The following is a 22,420-nucleotide window of genomic DNA, read 5'->3' on the forward strand; positions in this document are numbered from 1 at the left end:
TCCGTCAGGCGCCGCGACTCTCGCGTTCCTTCAGCATACCAGAGACGACCTCGCGGGCGCGCCGGAGTTCGGAAATCGCCGTCTCGATCTCGGCGCGCTGCGCCTCGAGAAAGCGGATCTGCTCGTCGAACTTGTCGCGCGCCACGCGAAGCTGGGTGACCTGGCCATCCTTCAGGTCGTACAGATCAAGCATCTGGCTGATCTCGGCCAGCGAGAAGCCGACCCGCTTGCCGTGCAGGATCAGCTTCAGGCGCGCTCGGTCGCGGCGCGAATAGATGCGGGTCTGGCCATGGCGGCGCGGATGGATCAGTCCCTTGTCCTCGTAGAAGCGCAACGTGCGCAGGGTGACTCCGAACTCGCGCGCGAGATCGCCGATGGTGAAGGTGGTCTGGCGGGCGGCAGCAGGCGCCGGGGCTTCACCCGGCGGGGACGGTGCGGCCTCGGTCTCAGCGTTGCGGCGGGACATGCGCTTGCGATCCTGTTCACAGGGAAGCTACATAACGTTTACGTAAACGTCAAGCAGTCAGTCTGCTGCCGCTCGACCGCCTCCTCTCCGCCCTTCGCCGCCCCGTGCCCGGCCGTCGCCGGGGCCGGCCGCGCGCCGAACGGCTGCCGACGCACCGGATCCCTTAACCCGTTGTTTACCGTGTTGCGAAAAACTCCGGCATGGCCCTGATCCGCGCCGCTCTGGTGGCACGGAGTCGCAAAGCCCGCCCGTGCGCAGCGCACGCCGCAACACCGGTAGTAGACGATGGCACTCCGCGGTTCCACCAAGCCGATTTCCGACCTCGATGCCGTAGCGGAGGCGCGCCGGCTGGCCGACCGCGCCGGGATGAGCCTGCGCGACTGGCTCGACGCGGTGATCGACGGCAGCGTCGACGAGGTGGCGCCGCCGCGCAGGCAGTCAACGGCTGCCGCCGCCCGGCCCGAGAATGCCGCGCGGGATCGCCGCCGCCAAGCCCTCGACCAGGTGGAGGCGGGTCTCGACGACCTCGAGCGCCGGCTGTCGCGCGGCAGCCGCGACAAGCATGCGGCCGCGGCCGCGACCGATCTCACCGACCGCTTTCCGCCCGCGCGCGGGCGCGCCGCCGAGACGGAGGTCGAGCGCCGTCTCGGCCGACTCGTCGATGCGGTGGGCGGCGACGAGCCGATCGGCCGCGACGAGGCCCCCGAGGCGCTGCGCGCCATTGCCGGCCGGCTCGACCGGCTTGGTGGCGCCGTCGCGCGGGATGATCTGGAACGGCGTGCGGCCCGCGACACGGTGCGCCAGCTCGAGGAGCGCCTCGAACAGATCGCCCGGCGCATGGAGACGCCGGCGCGCCCGCCGCTGGCCACCGCCCGGCCGATCGGCTCCGGGCGCGAGCGCCCGCTGGCCGACTCGCGCGTCTCGCCGGCCGCGCTCGACGGCCTGAAGGAAGCGATCGCCGAGATCGCCACCCGCCAGCGCAGCCTGGAGACCAGCTTCGACCGGGCCGTGGCGACCTATGCTGACCGCATCGATCACCGGCTCGATACGGTCGCCGAGCGGCTCGAGCGCACCCTCGAGGAGGCGCCCCTGCGGGGACAGCGCCACCCGGATGCGAGCCGCGCGGAGTTCGACGCCCTGCGCCGGCTGGTCGGCGATCTCGCCGACCGCATCGACAGCATGCCGGCGCGCGTCGCCGAGGACTTCGCCGGGCGACTGGAGGACACCGCCCGCCGGCTCGATACTGCGACCCGGTCCGAACTGGATGCGATTCGCGGCGAGCTGCGCGAGATCGCCCAGGATCTCGACCGCAGCGCGCGCGCCGAATTCCATGCCCTGCGCACCGAGCTGCGCGAACTCGCGGACCGCGTCGAACGGACGCCGACCTCGTCGGCGTCCAGCCTCGAGGCGATGATCGAAGACGTCGCGCTGCGGCTCGACACCGCCGCGCGCAGCGAGTTCGCCGAGATCCGCAGCGAGATCCGCGAAATCGCACGCGCCATCGACGCGGCCGGGCGCAGCGAGTTCGAGAGCCTGCGCGGCGAGATCCAGGCGCTGGGCGACCGCCTGAGCGCCGGCGAGCGGTCTCGGACGCGGGAGCGCGACGACCGCGAGTTCGAAGCCGTGCGCGCCGAGATCCGGGCACTCGCCGAACAGATCGACGATGCCCGTCAGAGCGACTACTCGGCCCTGCGTGGCGAGATGCGCGCGCTCGGCGAGCGCGTCGGCACGGTGTCCGCGCCGCAGATGGCCGAGCTCGAGCAGCACCTGTCGATGCTCGCGAACCGGCTGGACAGTGCCGCCAGCGAGGGAGACGCCACGGCGCTTGCCCAGATCGAGCGGCAGATCGCGCGGCTGGCCGAGCAGGTCGACGCCTCGACCCGTCGGGTGGCGGGCCTCGATGGGCTGGACCGGACGCTCGAGGACCTGTTCAGCCGGCTCGATCAGAGCCGCGCCGATGCCATGGAGGCGGCGCGGGCCGCTGCGCAGGAGGCGGTTGAGCGGGCGATGGCGTCGCTGGCGCGCGACACCGGCGGCGATCCGGACATCCTCGAGGCGTTGAAGCGCGAACTGGCCGAGCAGCGCGCCAATGCCGAGGCGGCCGACCGACGCACCGAGGAGACGCTGCGCGCCGTTCACGAGACCCTGAAGAAGATCGTCGGCCGGCTGGAGGATCTCGAGGACGAGATCGAGGGCGCCGCCGCCAGGCCGCAGGCGCGGGCCGGCGAGCTGCCGGCCGGACGTGAACCGGCGCCGGAGCCGACGGTCGGCGCCGCGCCGGAGGATCGCACCCGCGTGCCGGAGCCCGACGCGATCGTCGATCGCATCAACGCCGTCACCCGCTCGTTCCGCGAGGCGGTTCCGCCCGATCCGGCTGACGACGTGCCACTCGAGCCCGGCACCCGGAGGCCGAGGACCGAGCCTGAGGTGCTGGCCGCCGAGCCGACGCGCAAGGCCGACTTCATCGCCGCCGCCCGCCGCGCCGCCCAGGCGGCAACCCGGGAGGCGACCCGGGAGGCCGTTGCCGACGAACCGGCGGCGCCGATCCGCGACCGCAAGCGGCTGGCCGCGGTCGGGACCGCGCTGGCGCGCTACCGCCGGCCGCTGGCGATCCTCGTGGCGATGTTGCTGGTCATCTATGGCGCCATGAAGCTCGCTGCCATCCTGCGCTCGGATTCCGCCGTGCTGTCGCTCCTCGAGACACCGGAGGCAGGACAGGTCGAGACAGCCGACACGACGCCGCCGCAACGGCCGCCACACCAGACGGTCGACAACACCAAGGAGGCCGGTTCGGCAATCCGCCAGATCATCGCCGCCGCCGAGCCCGTCGCAAAGGCCGACGTCACCGGCTCGATCCCGACACCCGCAACGATCGATCAAGCAGTCGGAACCGAGCCCGCACCGGCCGCCGCCGCGTCCGCCCCTGCCTTGCAACAGGACGCGATCCCGGCGCTGCCCGAGAGCATCGGACCGCAGAAGCTGCGCGAGGCAGCGCTTTCCGGCGACCCAGCGGCACAGTTCGAGATCGCGATCCGCTACATGGATGGCCGCGGTGTGCCGCAGGACTACGCCGAGGCGGCCAGGTGGTATCGACTCGCCGCCGCGCAGGGCCTTGCGCCCGCCCAGTACCGGCTTGGCAGCATGTACGAGAAGGGCCACGGCGTCGGTCGCGACCTGGCAATGGCACGGATGTGGTATCAGCGCGCGGCCGAGCGCGGCAACCGCAAGGCGATGCACAATCTGGCGGTGCTGTACGCCGACGGCATCGACGGAACGCCGGATTTCGAGAAGGCCGCCACCTGGTTCCGCCAGGCCGCCGAGCACGGGCTCGCCGACAGCCAGTACAATCTCGCGATCCTCTACGCGCGCGGCATGGGTGTCGCCGTCGACCTGGTGGAATCGTTCCGCTGGTTCGCCATCGCCGCCGACCAGGGCGACCGCGAGGCGCTCGCCAAGCGCGACGAGATCGCCCGCAATCTGGACGAGCAGCAGCTCGCCCGAGCACGCGCAGCCCTCGACTCCTTCACCCCGAAGCCGGTGGACCCGGCCGCCAACGTCGTCGCCGAGCCACAGGGCGGCTGGGGCGACGCGCTGCCGCCGGTGCGTCAGGCGCTCGGCGCACGCGAGAGCATCGCAACCGTGCAGTCGCTGCTGTCGCGGCTCGGCTACGCGCCCGGTCCCGCGGACGGCGAGATGGGACCGCGCACCCGCGATGCGATCCGCGCCTTCCAGCGCAGCGTCGGCATGCCGGATACCGGCGAGGTCAGTGAGGAGCTGATCGAGCGACTGACGCGTTCGGCCGGTTGAGGCCGCACGCCGGCCCGGCCGGTTGACTTCCGCCGCCGGCTGCCGGTTAACAGACAGAGTGCAAGAACGAGCGCCCCGTCGGCGCGCGGCGACCCGTCAGGCCGCGAGCATGCAGATCTACCTGCCGATTGCCGAGATCGCCGTGAACATGTTCCTGCTGCTGGGCATGGGCGGCGCGGTCGGCTTCCTGTCCGGCATGTTCGGCGTCGGCGGCGGCTTCCTGCTGACGCCGCTGCTGATCTTCACCGGCATTCCGCCGGCCGTCGCGGTCGCGACGCAGAGCGGCCAGATCGTCGCCTCGTCGGTGTCCGGCGCGCTCGCCCACTGGCGGCGCGGGACCATCGACGTCTCGCTCGGCATCATCCTGATCGCAGGTGGCATCGTCGGCGCGTCAATGGGTGTGGTGCTGTTCCGCCTGCTGCGGCATGTCGGCCAGCTCGACCTGATCATCTCCCTGCTCTACGTGCTGTTCCTCGGCGTCGTCGGCGGGCTGATGCTGTTGGAGAGCGCGCGGGCGATCATCCTCAGACGGCTCGGCCGGCCGATCGCCGCCCGCCGCCCCGGCCAGCATACCTGGGTGCACAGGCTGCCGATCAGGATGCGCTTCAAGCGCTCGCGGCTCTACATCTCGGTCCTGCCGGTGCTGGCGCTCGGCTGGTTCATCGGCCTGCTGGTTGCCGTCATGGGCATCGGCGGCGGCTTCATCATGGTGCCGGCGATGATCTATCTGCTTCGGATGCCGACAAACGTCGTCGTGGGCACGTCGCTGTTCCAGATCATCTTCGTGACCGCGGCGACCACGGTGCTGCACGCCGTTTCGACGAAGTCGATCGACGCTGTGCTGGCGCTGCTGCTGATGGTCGGAGGGGTGATGGGCGCCCAGTTCGGCGTACAGGCAGGCCAGCGGCTGCGCGGCGAGCAGCTGCGGCTGTTGCTGGCGCTGCTCGTACTCGCGGTCGGCGTGCGGATGATGTACGAGCTGGTGGCGACGCCACCCGATCTCTACACGCTGACGATTGCCGCGGGAGGCCGCTGAGATGATGCGGCTCATCCTCGTGCTTATGGCGGCGGCCTCGTTTCTGCCGCCGGAGCCCGTATGGGCGGAAGGCGTCATCGCGACGCTGTCGAACCGCCGCGTCGAGATCCGCTCCAACTTCGTGGGGACCGAACTGGTGGTGTTCGGGTCGATCGAGCGCGACGCTGCCACCGTGGGGCGGGCCCGGGGCTACGATGTCGTCGTCGTGGTGCGCGGCCCGACGGACGACATGGTGAGCTGGCGCAAGGAGCGGATCGCCGGGATATGGGTCAACGCCACCGGCGTCGAGTTCGTGCGGGCGCCGTCCTACTACGCGGTGTTGTCGAACCGGCCGCTGAGCGAGATCTCGGGGCCGCTGCTGCTGCGCCGGCGCGGCATCGGCCTCGACCATGTGAAGCTCGTGCCCCGAACTGCCCAGCCACCGGAGGTGGAGGCCGAGTTCCGCGACGCCCTGATTCGCCGCAAGATGGAACAGCACCTGTACATCGAGGACGGCCGAGCGGTGCAGATGCTGACGCAGCGGCTGTTCCAGGTGCCGATTCCGCTGCCCACACGTATCCGCACCGGCGGCTACACGGCGGTCGTCCACGTCTTCGCCGACGGCGCCCTGCTGGCCAGCACCGAGATCGGCTTCTGGGTCTTCAAGCACGGGTTCGAGGCGGCCGTGTTCGATCTGGCCCACCGCCAGCCGCTGCTGTACGGACTGGCCACCGTGGCAATGGCCTTCGGGGTAGGTTGGCTGGGCAGCGTGCTGTTCCGGCGGGATTGAACGAGAGCGCGTCCGGGAAGGGAGTCGCTGCATGACCATCATCTCCGACCGACCGATCGGCGAGGACAGCCGGCCGCCGCTGGTGGCGCTGATCATCGGCTGGGCAGGCGTGGTGCCGTTCGTGGCGGCCGCACTGGCGCCGCTGGTGCTGTCGGACTACGGCACGGTCGCCTTCCTGTCGCTGGCCGGGGGCGTGTACGCGGCGCTGATCCTGTCATTCCTGGGCGGCATCCGCTGGGGCATGGCGATGAGCCCGCTGTGGGCATCCGACCGGACGCTCGGATTCGCCCTGTCGATCCTCGCGCCGAGCGCGGGATGGTTGGCGCTGCTGATCCCGCGCATCGAGGGACTGTCGCTGCTGATCGTCGCCTTCCTGCTGCAGGGCTGGCTCGATCTCAGGGCGGTCGGCGAGGGGCGCGCGCCGATGTGGTACGGTCCGCTGCGCATCCGCCTGACGGCGGCAGCCGTCGTCGCGCTGGTCGTGACGATGGTCTCCGAGGTGGCGATCATTCCGCTGTAACGTCCGCCGTGCTACGGGCCATCGCGTGAGCATCAGCCTCGCCGTCTCCTGCCTGATCTTCCTCCTGATCGCGCTGCGGCAATGGCTGCCGGACAAGATCAGGATCTGGCACATCATGAGCGCCGGGGCGGTCGTGCTTCTCGCGTTCGGCGAGATCACCCCGCAGGCGGCGCTGGCGGCGATCGACTGGAACGTCATCGCCTATCTGTTCGGCGTGTTCCTGATCGCCGCCGCGCTCTACGACAACGGCATCTCGCATGCGATCGGCGAGCGCATCGTCGGCGCCGGCCGACCGCGGCTGGCGATCCTGATCTTCGTGCTGGCGACCGCGCTGACCTCGGCGGTTCTGACCAACGACGCGGCAGCGGTGATCGGCACGCCGATCGCGCTGATGCTGGCGCGCGCGCTCGATCGGCCGGCGGTGCCGATCCTGATCGCGCTGTGTGCGGCGGTGACGCTTGGCAGCATGGCAAGTCCGGTCGGCAACCCGCAGAACATCCTGATCGCTTCCCATGCCGGCTTCACCGATCCGGTCGGCACCTTCGCCCTCTGGCTCGGCCCGCCGACACTGATCGCGCTGGCACTGGCCTATCCGTGGCTGGTGCGGCTGGTGATGAACTGCCGGCCGTCCGGAACCATCCAGCCGGAGCTGCCGCTGCCGCACAGCGAGCCGCGCGCCTGGCCGGCCTGGGTCGGCATGGGCCTGCTGGTCGTGCTGGTTGTCGGCGGCAGCCTGCATCCGGGCCTGCACGTTCCCTTCGGTGTGGCCAGCCTGGTGGCAGCGGCACCGGTCGCCCTGTTCTCGAGCCGCCGGCTGCGCACGCTGCGGGAGGTGGACTGGCCGACGCTGATCTTCTTCGTGGCAATGTTCGTCGTGACCGGATCGCTGCACGACTCGGGCGCGCTGCAGCAGCTGCTCGGGCCGCTGGTCGAGCGGCTCGGCGAGCCGGCGGTGACGGCCGCGATCGCCTTCGTGGCGAGCCAGCTGTTCTCCAATGTGCCGGTCGTGGACCTCTATCTGCGACTGACCTCCGGTGCCAGCACCGAGACCCTGATGATGCTGGCCGGCATTTCGACGCTGGCCGGCAACCTGTTCATCATCTCCGCAGCGAGCAACGTCATCGTGGTGCAGCAGGCCGAGCGCTACGGACAGCGGCCGTTCACCTTCTGGCAGTTCACCGCGCTGATGCTGCCGGTGACGGTGATGTCGCCGCTCGTCACCTGGCTGTGGGTGACGGCCCTCGGCGGGGGGTGAGCGCCGTCAGTCCGGCAGCAGCCGGCGGCGCGGCAGCGGGTAGACCGCGCTGGCGCCGAGCATCCAGGCGCAGAGCGAGGCGGCAGCGAACAGGCCGGCAAAGGCCGGATCGAGGACGTTGAGGCCGCCGGCATAGGCCCCGAAGGCGGGCATCACCAGCCGGCGGCCGTCGCCGGCGAAGCAGCGCCGGCGTATCCCCCTGCCCTTCAGGCTGACCTTCGCAACCGGGTGCAGATGGCCGGCGATCTCGCCGGCGGGCGCAGCAGGATCGGGCTCGTGGCGGAAGACGACCGGCCCCACGGCGAGCTCGGCGTACCAGTCGCCGGGGATGCCATCCGGTGGGCACGGATCGTGGTTGCCGGCGACCCAGATCCACGTGCGGCCGCGCTGCAGCGCGGCGAGCGCGGCGCGCGAGGCCGCGTCGATGCGCGCACCGGCGCCGGTGTCGTGGAAGCTGTCGCCAAGCGCGATCACCGTGCGCGGGTGCAGGCGCGTGACGGTGGCGGCGAGCCGCGACACCGTGGCGGCGGTGTCGTAGGGCGGCAGCAAGGCGCCGCGGCGCGCCAGCGCCGAGCCCTTTTCAAGGTGCAGGTCGGCGACCGCCAGCAGCCGTTCCTGCGGCCACCACAGCGCACCGCAAGGTTCGGCCGCGAACTCGGCGCCCGCAACCGCAATCGTCGGCACCGTCCGCCCCGCCGCGGGCGCGTTGCGCATCGCCACCGAGCCCATTTTGCTGCACGCTCCGTTGATCCGCTGCCGATCCTGACCGATTCGGCAGGAGCGGGCACCGTCTATGCGACCGGAACATTCAGGGGGTCAACCGATGCGGCTGATGTTGCCGTTCTGGCAGCGCCTCGCGATCACCATCGCAGTCATGCTGGCGGCGAGCTACGCCGCGGGCTGGATCTGGCAGTGGCTCACGGGCCTTGCCCTGCCAAGCTACGGGGCCGGCCTCGTCGGTGGGCTGGCGGCGCTGCCGACCTGGCACTTCCTCAGGCGGATCCGCCCGGCCGGCGGCGCCTGACACTCAACCGCCGGCCGGCGAGAAGCGGCCGACCAGCCGGCGCGCCGAGCCCGGATTGACGAGTTCGACCCAGGTAATCGGTGTGCGCCCGTTCCAGGTGCGGCGCTCGACCAGCAGGCAGGCATCGCGGACACCGATTGCGAGCAGGCGGGCGGTCCCGGCATCGGCGTTGACCGCGCGGATCAGGTGCTCGGCATCGGTCCATGCCACGGTGTCGAGCAGCCAGCGCCCCGGCGCCGTCTGCCGGAAGTCGCATCGCTCGGCACCGGGGGCGGCGGCCAGGTTGATCAACCGTCGCTCGAGCTGCACCGGGTCGCCGTCGGCGCGGTGGACGCCGACAATCTCGACGATTGCCGCGCCGGGATCGACGCCGAGCCGGTCGGCATCACCGGCATCTGCCGGACCGACGCGCCGCGATATCTCGTCGAACAGATAGGTCTGGCCGGCGCGGGCGACCTCGGCGCCGACGTCCCAGATCTCCAGCACCGAACGTTCCGGCACCCGATCTGCGACGAAGGAACCGTGCCGGCGGCGGCGGCGGATCAGTCCTTCCTCGGCCAGCGAGGTGAGCGCCTTGTTGACGGTCATCCGCGAGGCGCCGAACATCCCGGCCAGTTCGGTCTCGGAGGGAATGCGGACGCCGGGTCGCCACTCGCCGCTGATGATCGGACGGGCAAGCGCCCGGCGGATCTGCTGGTAGACGGCGCCGGAGCCGTCGAGGACGGGCGGACGTTCGCGCGGGCTCATGCCAGAAGGCCTGCAAGGACGCGACGGTAACGCTCCACCAGCATGTCGCGCCGCACGTGCCGACCCTGCCGGACCAGATGCACGCCACCGGCCCAGACGTCGCCAATGGCGGCCAGATCGGCCGAGAACAGCCAACCGTCGAGCCATCCGTCGCCCGAGGCTGCTGCCAGCGAGGGATGGCCGGGATCGAGCCGGACGATATCGGCGCGCATGCCCGGCGCGAGCGCGCCGCCGTTGCGGCCGAGCGCCTGTGCGCCGCCGGCGAGCGCCCGTTCGACGAGCTGCCGGCCGGTCGAGCCTGGGCGGGTCGCCAGCGCATTGCGCGAGCGGTCGCGAAGCCGCTGACTGTATTCCAGCGTGCGCAGTTCGGCGGCGGCCGAGATCTGGACATTGGAATCGGTTCCGACCCCGAAGCGCCCGCCGGCGTCGAGATATCGGACTGCGTCGAAGATGCCGTCGCCGAGATTGGATTCCGTGACCGGGCACAGTCCCGCCACCGCGCCCGTCGCGGCGAAGGCCCGCGTCTCCGCCTGCAGCAGGTGGGTGGCATGGATCGCACACCAGCCCGGCCCGACCGGCTGATTGGCAAGCAGCCACTGCATCGGCCGCGCGCCCGACCAGGCGAGACAGTCGGCCACCTCCTTCTCCTGCTCGGCCACGTGGATGTGGACGGGTCCGTCGCCATATGACCTGACCAGATGGTCAAGTGCAGTCGGGGTAACGGCCCGCAGCGAATGCGGCGCTATTCCGAGCACGGCGCCGGGCAGATCGCGGATCGCCGTAGCCGCGCCCTCCATCAGCCGCGCGAAGCCGTCGAGGTCCGACAGGAAGCGGCGCTGACCCTCGGTCGCGGGCACGCCGCCGAAATTGCCGGTCTCGTAAAATACCGGCAGCAGCGTCAGCCCGATGCCGGTCGCAGCGGCGGCGGCGGCGATGCGAACCGCCATCTCCGCCGGGTCGGCGTAGCGCGAACCATCCGGGGCATTGTGGAGATAGTGGAACTCGCCAACCGCGGTGAAGCCCGCTTCGAGCAGCTCGGCATAGAGCAGCCCGGCGATCGCCTCGACATCGTCTGGCGAGAGGCGGGCGAGGAACCGGTACATGGTCTCCCGCCAGGTCCAGAAGCTGTCCGGCGAGGTTCCGCGCCGCTCGGTCAGCCCGGCCATCGCCCGCTGGAAGGCGTGCGAATGCAGATCGGCGAGACCCGGCACGGCCGCGCCCGCGTAAGCCTCGGCGTCGCCGCGCGGGGCATCGGGCGTGACGGCGGCGATGGTGCCGTCAGCCGCGAGACCGATCGCAACCGCCTTCGCCCAACCGTCCGGGAGCAGCGCCGTCTCGAACCACAGTGCCGTCGCCATGGGCATGTCCACATCCTGGTCGTTAATTGTATAGACATATCTTGAGCATGCCGCTACGTATAGTCTCCACGACAACGGATGTGGTCGCAGGAGGCGGAAGGGCATGCTGGCAGACCGGCTGTGGCACGACTGCCGGCTGATGACCATGGCCACCGACCGGACCGGATCCGGCCCGGGACATGAGCTCGGCATCATCGAGAACGGCGCCGTCGCCTGCCAGGGCGGACGGATCGTCTTTGCTGGCCCCGCCAACGAACTCCCTGCCGGCCTCGACGCACGCGAGCGCATCGGCCTCGACGGCCGCTGGGTGAGCCCCGGCCTGATCGACTGCCATACCCACATCGTCCACGGCGGCAACCGCGCCCGCGAGTTCGAGCTGCGGCTGGCCGGCGCCAGCTACGCGGAGATCGCGCGGGCAGGCGGCGGCATCCTGTCCACGGTGATGGCGACACGGACCGCCAGCGAGGATGACCTCGTGGCCGGCGCCCTTCCCCGCCTCGACGCGCTGCTCGCCGAGGGCATCACCACGATCGAAGTGAAGTCCGGCTACGGGCTCGAGCCGGACAGCGAGGTCCGCATGCTGCGCGCCGCGCGCCGGCTCGCAGAGGCGCGCCCGGTCACGGTCGTCACGAGCTTCCTCGGCGCCCACGCGGTTCCGCCGGAATTCGCCGGCGATGCCGACGGCTACATCCATGCGGTCTGCCGCCGGCAGCTGCCGGCCGTCGCCGCCGACGGCCTCGCCGATGCGGTCGACGGCTTCTGCGAGGGCATTGCCTTCTCCCCCGATCAGATGGCGCTGGTCTTCGATGCCGCCGGGGCACTGGGGCTACCGGTGAAGCTGCATGCCGAGCAGCTGTCGAATCTCGGCGGCGCGAAGCTCGCGGCCCGCTACCGCGCGCTGTCGGCCGATCATCTGGAATATCTTGACGAGGACGGTGTCGCCGCGATGGCGGCGGCCGGCACGGTCGCGGTGCTGCTGCCGGGCGCCTTCTACTTCCTGCGCGAGAGGCAGGCGCCGCCGGTCACGGCGCTCAGGCTGGCCGGCGTGCCGATTGCGGTGGCGACCGACTGCAATCCCGGCTCCTCGCCGCTGACCTCGATCCTGCTCGCCATGAACATGGCCGCAACGCTGTTCCGCCTGACCGTGGAGGAATGCCTCTGCGGGGTTACCCGCAACGCCGCCCGCGCGCTCGGCCGGCTGCGGGAGATCGGCACCCTGGAGGTCGGCAAGTCCTGCGACCTGGCGGTCTGGAACATCGAGCAGCCTGCCGAACTGGTCTACCGGATCGGCTTCAACCCACTGCATGCCCGGGTGTGGAGGGGCAGGTGATACCGGCAAGCTCGCGCATTGTCGCCGTCATCCCGGTCGCAGCCACGCCGAAAGCCGGAATCCGGCTATCAGGAACCGGCGAGGCGTCCCGATCGCGGATCGGCACGCCGCTGTCACGGCCGAGGCGAGAAGCCGCCTGCCAGGCAACAGCCCTCGGCGCCTCGGCGGCATCGGCTGCGGAACGACTCCCGACACAGGCCCCCCGATGACTGCGGCAATCACCCTCGTCCCCGGCGCGGTCTCGCTTGCGCAGCTCGAGTGCATCTACCGCGGCAGCGACCGTCTGCACCTCGATCCCAGCTGCCGGGCCGACATCGAGCGCAGCGCGGCGATCGTTGCCGGAGCGGCGGCGGGCCGTACCGCCGTCTACGGCATCAACACCGGTTTCGGCAAACTCGCCTCGACGCGCATCGCACCCGCCGACACTGCCCGACTGCAGGAGAATCTCATCCTGTCGCATTGCTGCGGCGTCGGCGAGCCGCTGTCCGCGCCGGTGGTGCGGCTGATGATGGCGCTGAAGCTGATCTCGCTCGGGCGCGGCGCCTCCGGTGTGCGCTGGGAGCTGATCGCACTGATCGAGGCGATGCTGGCGGCCGGCATCGTGCCGGTCGTCCCGGCGCAGGGATCGGTCGGCGCCTCCGGCGATCTCGCGCCGCTCGCCCATCTGACGGCGGTAATGATCGGCGCGGGCGAGGCGATGATCGGCGGCCGGCGGATGCCCGGCGCCGCGGCGCTGGCGGCGGTCGGCCTTGCGCCGATCACGCTCGGCCCCAAGGAAGGGCTGGCGATGATCAATGGCACCCAGTGTTCAACGGCGTTGGCGCTGGCCGGTCTGTTCGACGCCTGGCGGCTGGGACTGACGTCGCTGATCACCGGCGCGCTGTCGACGGACGCGGCAATGGGATCGGCGGCGCCGTTCCGGCCAGAGGTGCAGGCGCTGCGCGGCCATGCCGGGCAGATCGACGCGGCCCGCACCCTGCATGCGCTGATCGACGGCTCGGCGATCCGCGAATCCCACCGGGAGGACGACGAGCGGGTGCAGGACCCCTACTGCATCCGTTGCCAGCCGCAGGTCGCCGGCGCCTGCCTCGACCTGTTGCGCCAGGCCGGCACGACGTTGCGCATCGAGGCGAATGCGGTGACCGACAATCCGCTGGTGATGACCGGGGACGGCACCATCGTCTCGGGCGGCAACTTCCACGCCGAACCGGTCGCCTTCGCCGCCGACCAGATCGCGCTCGCCGTCGCCGAACTCGGCTCGATCGCCCAGCGCCGCATCGCGATGCTGGTCAATCCGGCGCTCTCCTACGGCCTGCCGCCGTTCCTGACCCCGCGTCCGGGCCTCAATTCGGGCTACATGATCGCCGAAGTGACGGCGGCGGCGCTGATGTCGGAGAACAAGCAACGCGCCAATCCCTGCTCGACGGATTCGACGCCGACCAGCGCAGACCAGGAAGACCACGTGTCGATGGCCTGTCACGGGGCGCGCCGGCTCGGCGAGATGAACGCCAACCTTGCCCGCATCGTCGGCATCGAATGGCTGGTGGCGGCGCAGGGAATCGATCTGCGCGCGCCGCTGACCACGAGCCCGCCGCTCGCCGCCGCGATCCGGGCGCTGCGCAGCGAGGCCGCGCATCTCGACGATGACCGCTATCTGGCGCCCGACCTCGAGGCCGCCGCCCGCCTCGCCCGCGACGGCGTCGCGCTGGCCTCGGTGGCAGGCGTGCCGCTGCCGGAACTGGAGGCCGCATGACCGCGCCGATCGTCGATATCCGCCGCGGCGACAGCCCGTTGATCCTGTCGATGCCGCATGTCGGCACCGAGCTGACGCCGGACGCCGCGGCGCGGTTGAACCCGACCGGGCTTGCTCTCGGTGACACCGACTGGTGGATCGACCGGCTCTACGACTTCGCCGACGATCTGTCCCCGACCGTCGTCCGGGCGCGGCTGTCGCGCTACGTCATCGACGTCAACCGCGATCCGTCGGGCGCCTCGCTCTATCCAGGCCAGGCCACGACCGAACTCTGTCCGACCACCACCTTCGACGGCGAACCGCTCTACGAGCCCGGCCGGGAACCCGACCCGGCCGAGATCGACCGACGGCGGACAGCCTTTCATGCGCCCTACCACGCGGCGCTGGCCGGAGAGATCGCGCGGGTGCGGGCGCGGCACGGCTATGCGCTCCTGTACGACTGCCATTCGATCCGCTCGGTCATCCCGCGCCTGTTCGAGGGGAGGCTGCCAACCTTCAACATCGGCACCAACTCCGGAGCGAGCTGCGCGGCGGAGATCGAGTCGGCGGTGGTCGCGGCCTGTGCGGCGGCGGGACCGGACCATGTGCTCAACGGCCGCTTCAAGGGCGGCTTCATCACCCGCCACCACGGCCGCCCGGATGCCGATGTCCATGCCGTGCAGATGGAACTGGCGCAGCGGGCCTACATGCTCGAGACGCCGCCCTGGACCTACGACGCGGCCGCAGCCGCCCCGACGCGCGCGGTGCTGCGGGAGGTGCTGGCGGCAATGCTCGCGGCAGGGGCCAGGCTCTACGGAGGACAGCGATGATGGAACTCGGCCGCATTGACAACGAGCGCGTCATTCGCGCCCCGCGCGGGACGCGGCTGTCGGCGAAGAACTGGCTCAGCGAAGCGGCATTGCGGATGCTGATGAACAACCTCGATCCCGACGTCGCCGAGAAGCCGCAGGAGCTGGTGGTCTATGGCGGCATCGGCCGGGCGGCGCGCGACTGGCGCGCCTACGACCGGATCGTGGCGGCGCTGAAGGATCTCGAGGACGACGAGACGCTGCTGGTGCAGTCCGGCAAGCCGGTCGGGGTGTTCCGCACCCATCCCGACGCGCCGCGCGTGCTGATCGCCAACTCCAATCTCGTGGCGCGCTGGGCCGACTGGGAGCACTTCAACGAGCTCGATCGCCGGGGCCTGATGATGTACGGACAGATGACCGCCGGCTCCTGGATCTACATCGGCAGCCAGGGCATCGTGCAGGGCACCTACGAGACCTTCGTCGAGATGGGCCGCCAGCACTATGGCGGCGACCTCTCCGGCAAGTGGATCCTGACCGGCGGGCTCGGCGGCATGGGCGGGGCGCAGCCGCTGGCGGCGACGATGGCCGGGGCCTCGATGCTGGCGGTCGAATGTCGGCCCTCGCGCATCGAGATGCGCCTGAGAACCGGCTATCTCGACATGCAGGCGGAAAGCCTTGACGAGGCGCTGGAGGTGATCGGCCGCGCCACCGCCGAGAAGAAGGCGATCTCGGTCGGCGTGCTCGGCAATGCGGCGCTGGTGTTCCCGGAACTCGTGCGGCGCGGCGTCCGGCCCGACGCCGTGACCGACCAGACCTCGGCGCACGATCCGCTGAACGGCTACCTGCCCGCCGGCTGGAGCCTCGAAGAGTGGGACGAGCGGCGGTTGCGCGATCCCGACGGCACGATCCGCGCCGCCAAGCTGTCCATGAAGGACCAGGTCGAGGCGATGCTGTGGTTCGCCCGGCAGGGCATCCCGACCTTCGACTACGGCAACAACATCCGCCAGATGGCCCGCGACGTCGGTCTCGTCGATGCCTTCGAGTTCCCGGGCTTCGTGCCGGCCTATATCCGCCCGCTGTTCTGCAGGGGCATCGGCCCGTTCCGCTGGGCGGCGCTGTCCGGCGATCCCGAGGACATCCGCAGGACCGACGAGAAGGTGAAGGAACTGATCCCGGACGATCCGCACCTGCACACCTGGCTCGACATGGCCAGGGCGCGCATCCAGTTCCAGGGGCTGCCGGCGCGCATCTGCTGGGTCGGTCTCGGCCAGCGCCACCGGCTCGGCCTCGCCTTCAACGAGATGGTGGCGTCGGGAGAGTTGAAGGCTCCGATCGTCATCGGTCGCGACCATCTCGATTCCGGCTCCGTGGCGAGCCCCAACCGCGAGACCGAGGCAATGAAGGACGGCTCGGACGCGGTCGCCGACTGGCCGCTGCTCAACGCGCTGCTCAACTGCGCCTCGGGCGCCACCTGGGTGTCCATCCACCACGGCGGCGGGGTCGGCATCGGCTATTCGCAGCATTCCGGCATGGTGATCGTCTGCGACGGCACGGACGCGGCGGCGCGCCGGCTGGAAAGGGTCCTGTGGAACGACCCGGCGACCGGCGTGATGCGCCATGCGGACGCCGGCTACGACATCGCCATCGACTGCGCCCGCGCGCACGGTCTCAAGCTGCCCTCGCTTGGCGGCTGAGCGGCAGCAGCCGACCCGAACAGGCAATGGCAGGATGGCAGGTCGGTTCGCGTTGCCGATGAGGGAATTCCCGATGCGACAGTTTGCACCCTGGCATGGTTTCATACGCAACGATATGTGCGCCGCAGCATCGCCCGCGCGACAGGAGGATCGGCATCATGCGCAGCGCAACCGTGTTCGGCATCCGTCGCTTCGGCGACCGGCTGATCGCTCTCGCCCTGTTCCTCGCCCTGGTGGCGCCCTTCGCCCTCGCCCGAATCTGACCCGCAGTCGCGGGGCGCGACGCTTGAGCCGCGCCGGCACTTGGCTTAGAGCCTCGAAGGCCCTCCCAGGAGCTCCAAGATGACCGCCATTGCCGTTCACGACCTCAGCCTGATCGACGCAGACGCCAGGGCGCAGCTGCTGGTGCGCGCAGAGACGGACCTGTCCGCAATCCTCCCCAAGGTCGGGCCGATCATCGAGGCGGTCAGGACGCGCGGCGATGCGGCACTCGCCGAGTTTGCCCGTACCTACGACAAGGCGGCGCTCGACCCGGACCGCATCGCCGCAACACCCGAGGATTTCGACCGGGCCGAGGCGCGTCTCGATCCGGATCTGAAACGGTCGATGGCGTTCGCGGCCGAGCGCATCCGCCGCTTCCACGAGCGCCAGCTGCCCGAGGACATGTGGCTCGAGGAAATGGCGCCTGGCGTGATGGCGGGCGAGCGCTCGCTGCCGATCCCCTCTGTCGCCTGCTACGTGCCGCGCGGCAAGGGGGCGTTTCCCTCGGTCGCGCTGATGACCACGATTCCTGCCGTCGTCGCCCGCGTGCCGCGCATCGTGGTGATCACCCCGCCGACGCCGGACGGCGGCGTTGACGATGCCACGCTCTATGCCTGCCGGCTGGCCGGCGTCCGGGAGGTCTACAAATCGGGCGGCGCCCAGGCGGTGGCAGCCGTCGCCTATGGAACGCAGACGGTACCGCGTGTCGCCAAGATCGTCGGCCCCGGCTCGTCGTGGGTGGTGGCCGGCATGCGCGCGCTGTCGGACCGCATCGACCTCGGCCCGCCGGCCGGCCCGAGCGAATCGATCGTCCTGGCGGATTCGAGCGCCGACGTGCGGCGCACGGCGCTCGACCTTCTCAACGAGGCCGAGCATGGCCCGGATTCCTCCGCCTTCCTGGTGACCGACGATCGCGCGCTGGCCGAGAAGGTCGCCGACGAAGTGGAGGTGCTCTGGCGCCACATGGGGCCGGAGCGGGTCGGCTACAGCCGCACGGTTCTGTCCGGCGGACGCGGCGGCATCGTGCTGGCGCCGGACATGGAGGCCGCCTGCGCCTTCGTCAACGACTATGCGCCGGAGCACCTGATCGTCGAGAGCGGCAACGCCTGGGCCTATCTGCCGAAGCTGACCAATGCCGGCGAGGTGCTGATCGGCGAGCATTCGGCGATCTCGATCGCCAACTACGTGCTCGGCCCGAACCACGTGCTGCCGACTGGCGGCCGCGCCAAGACCTGCTCGCCGCTGTCGGTGTTCGATTATCTGAAGCGCCAGACCATCGGCTACATCACCGCCGAAGGCTATCCCGGGCTCGCCCCGCATGCCCGGCGGCTGGCGCGCTACGAAGGTTTCGAGGCGCACGCCAACGCCGTGTCGCGGCTGCGCGAGGGCGGCGAGGCTCCCTGACACCTGCGGCGGCAACGGCCTGAAGCCGCGCCTTCCTCCTGCGCCCGTCACCCCGCCCGCCACGCGCCCGGCCAGACCCGCTACTCGGCCGCCTTGGCGTGTGGCAGCAGCACCAGCCGGTCGAGCCCCTCCGGATCGGCAAGCAAGGCCAGCTTCTCGCGGGGCGACAGCCAGGTCAGCGCCTGCTCGATGCTGCTGGCGGAGCGCAGACGGGCAAGCCCGAGAACCAGCGGCTCGTCGATACCGCCGCGTCCGTGCGGCGGGTCCGGAACCAGGCAGGCCCGATGGAAGGCCAGCAGCGCCGGATCGGCAGCCAGCCTTGCGATCGCCTCGACCTGGCCTCCGAGCCGCGCGTCGAGCTCGCCCGCCAGCCGCGCGGCCCGGCGCAGGATCTCGGGCTGCTCGAACTCCTCCGGGATCGTCAGCAGCCCCACCCGCCGAAGGGCGAGGCCGACATCGGCACGGGCGGTGACGGCCGACAGCGGCACTGCGACGACAAGACCGGCCAGCGCCGGGGTCAGCCAGGCGAAGACCTGCGGCGACACCGCCCAGGCGCTGGCGCCGAGCAGCACGCCGAACAGCGTGTGGTTGACGTGGCGCTTGGCGATCTCGACGAGCGGCACCGAGCCGTCATCGCGGCGCTGCGGATTCCAGCCGGCATCGCGACCAATCAGGATGTCGAGAACCGCCGCCGACTGGATCGCCATCATGACCGGCGCCAGCAGCGCGGCGATCAGCGATTCGACCAACAGGCTGAGGGCGCCGCGCAGCGGCCCGCCGATGCCGCGCCGGACGGTCCTGTCGGCGAGCGCGACGAACAGCCCGAAAAATTTCGGCAGGAACAGGATCGCCATCGTCGCGACGAACAGGCCGATGGCGCGTTCCGAATCGATCACCGGCCAGGTCGGGAACAGCTGGAACTCCTCGGTGAAGTATTCCGGCCGGATGAACCGCGCCTGCAGGGCGAGCAACAGGCCGGCGAGCAGGAACATCAGCCAGACCGGCGAGGCGACATAGGACATGATGCCGGTAAGCAGATGCACCCGGCTCGGCCAGGCGAGCCCGCGCGCCGGCAGGATCCTGGCGTGCTGGAGATTGCCCTGACACCAGCGCCGGTCACGGGCAGCAAGGTCGATCAGGCTCGGCGGGCTTTCCTCGTAGGAGCCGCCGACCAGCGGCACCAGCCGGATCGACCAGCCGGCGCGCCGCATCAGCGCGGCCTCGACGAAATCGTGGCTGAGCACATGGCCGCCGAACGGCGGCCGCCCGGGCAGATGCGGCAGGCCGGCAGCGCCGGTGAAGGCGGCAGTGCGGATGATGGCGTTGTGGCCCCAGTAGTTGCCGTCGTCGCCGGCCCAGATCGCCAGTCCCGCCGACATCACCGGGCCATACACGCGCCCGGCGAACTGCTGGACGCGGGCGAACAGGGTGTTGCGGTTGACGACCATCGGGACGGTCTGGATCAGACCGACCCCCGGACGGGCCTCGATGTCCAGCGCCAGCCGGATCAGCGTGTCGGGCTCCATCAGGCTGTCGGCGTCGAGCACGACGAAATAGGGATAGGCTGCGCCGAAGCGGCGGCACCAGTCGGCGACGTTGCCGGCCTTGCGCTCGACGTTCCTGGTGCGGCGGCGGTAGAAGATCCGCGCGCGCGGGTTTCCCCTGTCCTGCAGGGCACGATAGGCGGCCTCCTCGGCGATCCAGACGTCCGGATTGGTCGTGTCGCTCAGCACGAAGATGTCGAAGGCGCGCGCCGCCCCGGCATTGGCCAGAGCCTCGGCGGTCGCCGCGGCGGCCGCAAACACCCGCGCCGGATCCTCGTTGTAGGCAGGGATCAGGATCGCCGTGCGGCCGAGCGGAAGCCGGTTGCCGCGCTGCGGAAGATCGAGCCGCGCCCGGCAGAACACGAGCGCGAGGACGCCGGCCACCGCGACGGCGAAGGCGAACGAGATCCAGGCGATGTTGACCGAGAACAGCGCCAGCATCACGGTCTCGATCGGCGTCAGCCGCGCGACCGACAGGACGGCATACATCTCGCGCACAAACAGGACCGTCATCGCCGCCGCACCACCGAAGACGAGGAGGCGCGGCCAGACGGGCGCATCCGATCGGTAGGGAACCATCGGCTGCGGCCTGCTGTAGAGCTCCTGCACCGGCATCGCCATCGGCGACTCGGCAGGAAGCGCAAGGTGCGGCGGCCGGCGCCGTTCGAACCGCGCCGTCGATGTCACGCTGACCATCGGTAGACCCAGACTTCCGAGATGGCCTCGCCGCCATGTCGCAGGGTGCAGCGCAGGTCGATCCCCTCGCGTCCGCTCGGATCGAGCCCGAAGGCGACGCGGCGTCCGCCGGTAACCGGGTTGAACTGGATCGTTCCGGGGACCAGACGGCCGGCGCTGTTCCAGACCTCCGGCAACACCTCGGCGTCGGGCGGCAGTTGCGCGAGCGGCCCGCCGGCATAGTCGATGACGATGAGCCGCCGGTCGGCGGGTGTCTCGGAGGTCACGTTGGTCGGGCGCCCGACCCGGGTGCTGACGACCCTTGCAAGGCCCGAGGGCACCGGAACGTCGGTCGACCAGGACAGCCGGTAGGTGACGAGATAGTCCTCGCCGGCGCGAAGCGGCTCGGCGGGCCGCCAGAAGGCAACGATATTGTCGTAGGTTTCGGCGTTGGTCGGGATCTCCACGAGGATGACCGAACCCGGCCCCCAGTTGCCGATCGGCTCGACCCACAGGCTCGGGCGGCGCTCGTAGTGTGCCTCCAGGTCCTCATAGGCCTCGAAGTCGCGGCTCCTCTGCATCAGCCCGAAGCCCTGCGGCTGGTCGTCCAGGAAGGCGCTGATCTGCAGCGTCGCCGGATTGATCAGCGGCCGCCACAGCCACTCGCCGCGGCCATTCCACATCAACAGACCGTCGGAATCATGTACCGACGGCCGGAAATCGTCGACCCCGACCCGGTCGTGCGGGCCGAAATAGAACATGCTGGTGAGCGGCGCCAGGCCGATCTTGTTGATCTCGACACGCGGGAACAGCGTCGCCTCGACGTCGATCACCGTCTCCGTGCCCGGTCGGATGGTCATCCGGTAGGCGCCGGTGATGCCGGGACTGTCGAGCAGCGCATGCACCACCACCGAGCTGGAGTCGGGGCGCGGCCGCTCGATCCAGAATTCGCGGAAGGCGGGAAACTCCTCGCCTTCGGGCTCGGCAGTACGGATCGCCAGGCCGCGGGCCGAGAGGCCGTAGGTCTGACCCCGCGCGATGGCGCGGAAATAGCTCGCCCCCTGGAAGACCGCGAATTCGTCGAGCCGGCCCGGATCGTTGAGCGGGCCATGCAGCCGAAACCCGGAAAAGCCGATGTCCTCGTTGGGCAGCGGCTGCGGCACGAGCGGGCCATAGCTGAACAGGTCCGGTGAATAGACAACGTGGCGACTGATGCCGTTCTCGACGATGTTGATCATCACCGGCGCCGAATAGACATGGCCGAGATGGAACAGCTGCACCTGCACCGGCAGCCCCTCGCCCCGCCAGATCGCCGCCTCGGGGCGGAAGCGGATGTCGCGATACTGGTCGTAGGAAAGCTCGAGCAGCGGTTCGGCCGCACCTGCCGGGGGCGGCTCGTAGGGGCGCTGCGCCAGTTCGCGGGCCCGCAGCCGCACCATGGCCGGCGAGAACGGTTCCTCCGACCCCAGCCTGACCGCGGGAGCGGGGGGTGCCTCTGTCCCTTCCTGTGCCAGTGCCGGCCGGTCGAGCCGGCCAGCACTCCAGGCGGCAGCTGCGCCGAGCGCCAGCAGATCCCGCCGCGTCAGTCGCATGTTCAAAACCTCCAAACCCCCATACCGTGCCCGCAGACGACCGCGCAGGATCGGGCGCCGCGAACGACCCCGATAGACATCCTCGACCAAGGGAGACACCGCGACATGCGGCGGCCCATAGCATAGCGGGTCGACCGTCCGCGGCAAATGCGGAGTTTGCGACATTGCGATGCGGTATTGATCCCCGGTCCGGTCCAGCATCGCGATGCGTCGGGACGATAATGTGGCAACGCGCGAGGACCGCGCCGGTTCCGCTACATCGCGTGGGTGCTGCGGCGCACAACCCGGACGCCGTCGGCGATCCGATCGTTCGGATAGGGGCTCGTCCGTCCCCTTGCACACCGGCCCCCAACACGTCGCGACCGCCGGGCCATTGCGTTCGGTCAATGCGACCGAC

17 protein-coding genes are annotated in these 22,420 nt (G+C 70.5%); 11 read left to right on the forward strand and 6 right to left on the reverse strand.

The window, feature by feature from the left end; translation table 11 throughout:
* Positions 1–4: 4 nt before the first annotated feature.
* Complete coding sequence (locus tag EDC22_RS10905) at positions 5–466, reverse strand: MerR family transcriptional regulator (protein WP_132806692.1); 462 nt, start codon at positions 464–466, stop codon at positions 5–7.
* Between the two features lie 285 nt (positions 467–751).
* Here EDC22_RS10905 and EDC22_RS10910 point away from each other — a divergent pair, with 285 nt between their 5' ends.
* The 5 genes from EDC22_RS10910 to EDC22_RS10930 all read left to right on the forward strand — a co-directional run bounded on the left by EDC22_RS10910 (position 752) and on the right by EDC22_RS10930 (position 7,853).
* Entirely contained in the window at positions 752–4,273 is a 3,522-nt protein-coding gene (locus EDC22_RS10910; RefSeq protein WP_132806693.1) for a peptidoglycan-binding protein, read from the forward strand.
* A gap of 109 nt (positions 4,274–4,382) precedes the next feature.
* A complete protein-coding gene (locus EDC22_RS10915) occupies positions 4,383–5,309 on the forward strand; it encodes a sulfite exporter TauE/SafE family protein (protein ID WP_132806694.1) in 927 nt (308 codons plus the stop codon).
* Position 5,310: 1 nt separating this feature from the next.
* Positions 5,311–6,078: a TIGR02186 family protein gene (locus EDC22_RS10920; RefSeq protein ID WP_132806695.1), complete on the forward strand. Its 768-nt coding sequence runs from the start codon at positions 5,311–5,313 to the stop codon at positions 6,076–6,078.
* Positions 6,079–6,109: 31 nt separating this feature from the next.
* A complete protein-coding gene (locus EDC22_RS10925) occupies positions 6,110–6,598 on the forward strand; it encodes a DUF3429 domain-containing protein (RefSeq protein ID WP_132806696.1) in 489 nt (162 codons plus the stop codon).
* A 25-nt stretch (positions 6,599–6,623) separates the two neighbouring features.
* The gene (locus tag EDC22_RS10930; RefSeq protein WP_132806697.1) at positions 6,624–7,853 is read left to right on the forward strand and encodes an ArsB/NhaD family transporter; all 1,230 of its coding nucleotides are present in this window, start codon (positions 6,624–6,626) and stop codon (positions 7,851–7,853) included.
* A gap of 6 nt (positions 7,854–7,859) precedes the next feature.
* Here the strand turns inward: EDC22_RS10930 and pdeM are convergent, their stop codons facing one another.
* On the reverse strand, positions 7,860–8,567 hold the full coding sequence (gene pdeM, locus EDC22_RS10935; protein WP_132806698.1) for a ligase-associated DNA damage response endonuclease PdeM: 708 nt from the start codon (positions 8,565–8,567) through the stop codon (positions 7,860–7,862).
* 109 nt (positions 8,568–8,676) lie between these two features.
* Between pdeM and EDC22_RS10940 the strand changes: the two genes are divergently transcribed.
* A complete protein-coding gene (locus EDC22_RS10940; protein WP_132806699.1) occupies positions 8,677–8,877 on the forward strand; it encodes a hypothetical protein in 201 nt (66 codons plus the stop codon).
* Between the two features lie 3 nt (positions 8,878–8,880).
* Here the strand turns inward: EDC22_RS10940 and EDC22_RS10945 are convergent, their stop codons facing one another.
* Together EDC22_RS10945 and EDC22_RS10950 are read right to left on the reverse strand one after the other, a co-directional pair.
* Positions 8,881–9,624 carry a histidine utilization transcriptional repressor HutC gene (locus tag EDC22_RS10945; protein ID WP_132806700.1) on the reverse strand — a complete coding sequence of 248 codons (744 nt, stop codon included), beginning with the start codon at positions 9,622–9,624 and terminating at the stop codon, positions 8,881–8,883.
* Positions 9,621–10,982, reverse strand: coding sequence for a formimidoylglutamate deiminase (locus tag EDC22_RS10950; RefSeq protein WP_132806861.1), 1,362 nt, complete (start codon positions 10,980–10,982; stop codon positions 9,621–9,623). The genes EDC22_RS10945 and EDC22_RS10950 overlap by 4 nt, the downstream gene beginning before the upstream one ends.
* A 103-nt stretch (positions 10,983–11,085) precedes the next feature.
* On the opposite strand from EDC22_RS10950, the gene hutI reads away from it, so the two are divergent.
* The 5 genes from hutI to hisD all read left to right on the forward strand — a co-directional run bounded on the left by hutI (position 11,086) and on the right by hisD (position 18,212).
* Positions 11,086–12,312, forward strand: coding sequence for an imidazolonepropionase (gene hutI, locus EDC22_RS10955; RefSeq protein ID WP_132806701.1), 1,227 nt, complete (start codon positions 11,086–11,088; stop codon positions 12,310–12,312).
* A gap of 205 nt (positions 12,313–12,517) precedes the next feature.
* Positions 12,518–14,065, forward strand: a complete 1,548-nt coding sequence (hutH, locus tag EDC22_RS10960) for a histidine ammonia-lyase (protein WP_132806702.1) — start codon at positions 12,518–12,520, stop codon at positions 14,063–14,065.
* Positions 14,062–14,874, forward strand: coding sequence for an N-formylglutamate deformylase (gene hutG, locus EDC22_RS10965; protein WP_132806703.1), 813 nt, complete (start codon positions 14,062–14,064; stop codon positions 14,872–14,874). Before hutH ends, hutG begins: the two co-directional genes overlap by 4 nt.
* Positions 14,874–16,547, forward strand: coding sequence for a urocanate hydratase (hutU, locus tag EDC22_RS10970; RefSeq protein WP_132806862.1), 1,674 nt, complete (start codon positions 14,874–14,876; stop codon positions 16,545–16,547). Before hutG ends, hutU begins: the two co-directional genes overlap by 1 nt.
* Before the next feature lie 342 nt (positions 16,548–16,889).
* On the forward strand, positions 16,890–18,212 hold the full coding sequence (hisD, locus tag EDC22_RS10975; protein WP_132806704.1) for a histidinol dehydrogenase: 1,323 nt from the start codon (positions 16,890–16,892) through the stop codon (positions 18,210–18,212).
* Positions 18,213–18,292: 80 nt separating this feature from the next.
* On the opposite strand, the gene mdoH is transcribed toward hisD, so the two are convergent.
* Together mdoH and EDC22_RS10985 are read right to left on the reverse strand one after the other, a co-directional pair.
* Positions 18,293–20,452, reverse strand: coding sequence for a glucans biosynthesis glucosyltransferase MdoH (gene mdoH, locus EDC22_RS10980; protein ID WP_132806705.1), 2,160 nt, complete (start codon positions 20,450–20,452; stop codon positions 18,293–18,295).
* Positions 20,440–22,023: an OpgD/OpgG family glucan biosynthesis protein gene (locus tag EDC22_RS10985; protein WP_132806706.1), complete on the reverse strand. Its 1,584-nt coding sequence runs from the start codon at positions 22,021–22,023 to the stop codon at positions 20,440–20,442. The genes mdoH and EDC22_RS10985 overlap by 13 nt, the downstream gene beginning before the upstream one ends.
* Between the last annotated feature and the right edge of the window lie 397 nt (positions 22,024–22,420).

Origin of the sequence: Tepidamorphus gemmatus, assembly GCF_004346195.1 — a bacterium.
Classification (GTDB): domain Bacteria; phylum Pseudomonadota; class Alphaproteobacteria; order Rhizobiales; family Tepidamorphaceae; genus Tepidamorphus; species Tepidamorphus gemmatus.

Excerpts from the sequence above, each read along its gene's own strand:
- hutU (WP_132806862.1), top strand. The coding sequence starts at position 14,874 with ATGGAACTCGGCCGCATTGACAACGAGCGCGTCATTCGCGCCCCGCGC.
- EDC22_RS10985 (WP_132806706.1), bottom strand. The coding sequence starts at position 22,023 with ATGCGACTGACGCGGCGGGATCTGCTGGCGCTCGGCGCAGCTGCCGCC.
- hutG (WP_132806703.1), top strand. The coding sequence starts at position 14,062 with ATGACCGCGCCGATCGTCGATATCCGCCGCGGCGACAGCCCGTTGATC.
- hutH (WP_132806702.1), top strand. The coding sequence starts at position 12,518 with ATGACTGCGGCAATCACCCTCGTCCCCGGCGCGGTCTCGCTTGCGCAG.
- EDC22_RS10920 (WP_132806695.1), top strand. The coding sequence starts at position 5,311 with ATGATGCGGCTCATCCTCGTGCTTATGGCGGCGGCCTCGTTTCTGCCG.
- mdoH (WP_132806705.1), bottom strand. The coding sequence starts at position 20,452 with ATGGTCAGCGTGACATCGACGGCGCGGTTCGAACGGCGCCGGCCGCCG.
- EDC22_RS10940 (WP_132806699.1), top strand. The coding sequence starts at position 8,677 with ATGCGGCTGATGTTGCCGTTCTGGCAGCGCCTCGCGATCACCATCGCA.
- EDC22_RS10905 (WP_132806692.1), bottom strand. The coding sequence starts at position 466 with ATGTCCCGCCGCAACGCTGAGACCGAGGCCGCACCGTCCCCGCCGGGT.
- EDC22_RS10925 (WP_132806696.1), top strand. The coding sequence starts at position 6,110 with ATGACCATCATCTCCGACCGACCGATCGGCGAGGACAGCCGGCCGCCG.
- pdeM (WP_132806698.1), bottom strand. The coding sequence starts at position 8,567 with ATGCGCAACGCGCCCGCGGCGGGGCGGACGGTGCCGACGATTGCGGTT.
- EDC22_RS10915 (WP_132806694.1), top strand. The coding sequence starts at position 4,383 with ATGCAGATCTACCTGCCGATTGCCGAGATCGCCGTGAACATGTTCCTG.
- EDC22_RS10945 (WP_132806700.1), bottom strand. The coding sequence starts at position 9,624 with ATGAGCCCGCGCGAACGTCCGCCCGTCCTCGACGGCTCCGGCGCCGTC.
- hutI (WP_132806701.1), top strand. The coding sequence starts at position 11,086 with ATGCTGGCAGACCGGCTGTGGCACGACTGCCGGCTGATGACCATGGCC.
- hisD (WP_132806704.1), top strand. The coding sequence starts at position 16,890 with ATGACCGCCATTGCCGTTCACGACCTCAGCCTGATCGACGCAGACGCC.
- EDC22_RS10950 (WP_132806861.1), bottom strand. The coding sequence starts at position 10,982 with ATGGCGACGGCACTGTGGTTCGAGACGGCGCTGCTCCCGGACGGTTGG.
- EDC22_RS10910 (WP_132806693.1), top strand. The coding sequence starts at position 752 with ATGGCACTCCGCGGTTCCACCAAGCCGATTTCCGACCTCGATGCCGTA.